This is a genomic window from Agrobacterium sp. 10T429, assembly GCF_056393925.1.
This window is the reverse complement of record NZ_JBFTGV010000046.1, coordinates 1-464: the sequence shown is the minus strand read 5'-3', so window position 1 is coordinate 464 and position 464 is coordinate 1. Positions and strand designations below refer to the sequence as shown.

Annotated in this window: 1 protein-coding gene; it reads left to right on the top strand. The window is 70.0% G+C overall.

What is annotated here, in order from left to right; all coding sequences use genetic code 11:
- Positions 1 to 140: 140 nt before the first annotated feature.
- Positions 141 to 464 (top strand): hypothetical protein (locus AC1DCP_RS26425; RefSeq protein ID WP_476774874.1); only part of this gene is annotated, 324 nt, incomplete at its 3' end.

Here is a 464-nt window from a genome sequence, read left to right as displayed (position 1 = left end):
CCGCGGCCCCTTCCCTCCCTTCGCATGGCATGCCCGCAGGCCGTTGCCGGCCGTTGCCGGCCATGGCACACCGGTTGCGCCATGGCATGTACCGCCACGCATTCGTGGCAGGTCGGGAAAAAACCAAAAGGGAAAAGGTCATGCGCAATCAAACGTTCGCGAAGCACATCGCCCTGTCGGCATTGCTCGGGTCGCTCATCGTGCTGGGCGGCTGCGCCAGCGGCAGCGGCTCCACGTCGATGGGCACCAGCGGCTCAGGTGGCTCGAATGGCTCGGGCAGCAACAACGCCGGCCTCGGCGGCACGGGTGGGACGGGCGGCACCGGCACGGATACGGCCAACAACGGCGGTGGTGGTGGCGGCGGTGGCGGCGGTGGAGGTGGAGACAACGGCGGCGGCGGCGGCGGCACGGTGGCGCTCACGCCCACCAGCACCATCGTCAGCAACGCCGGCGGCGTGGTGAAG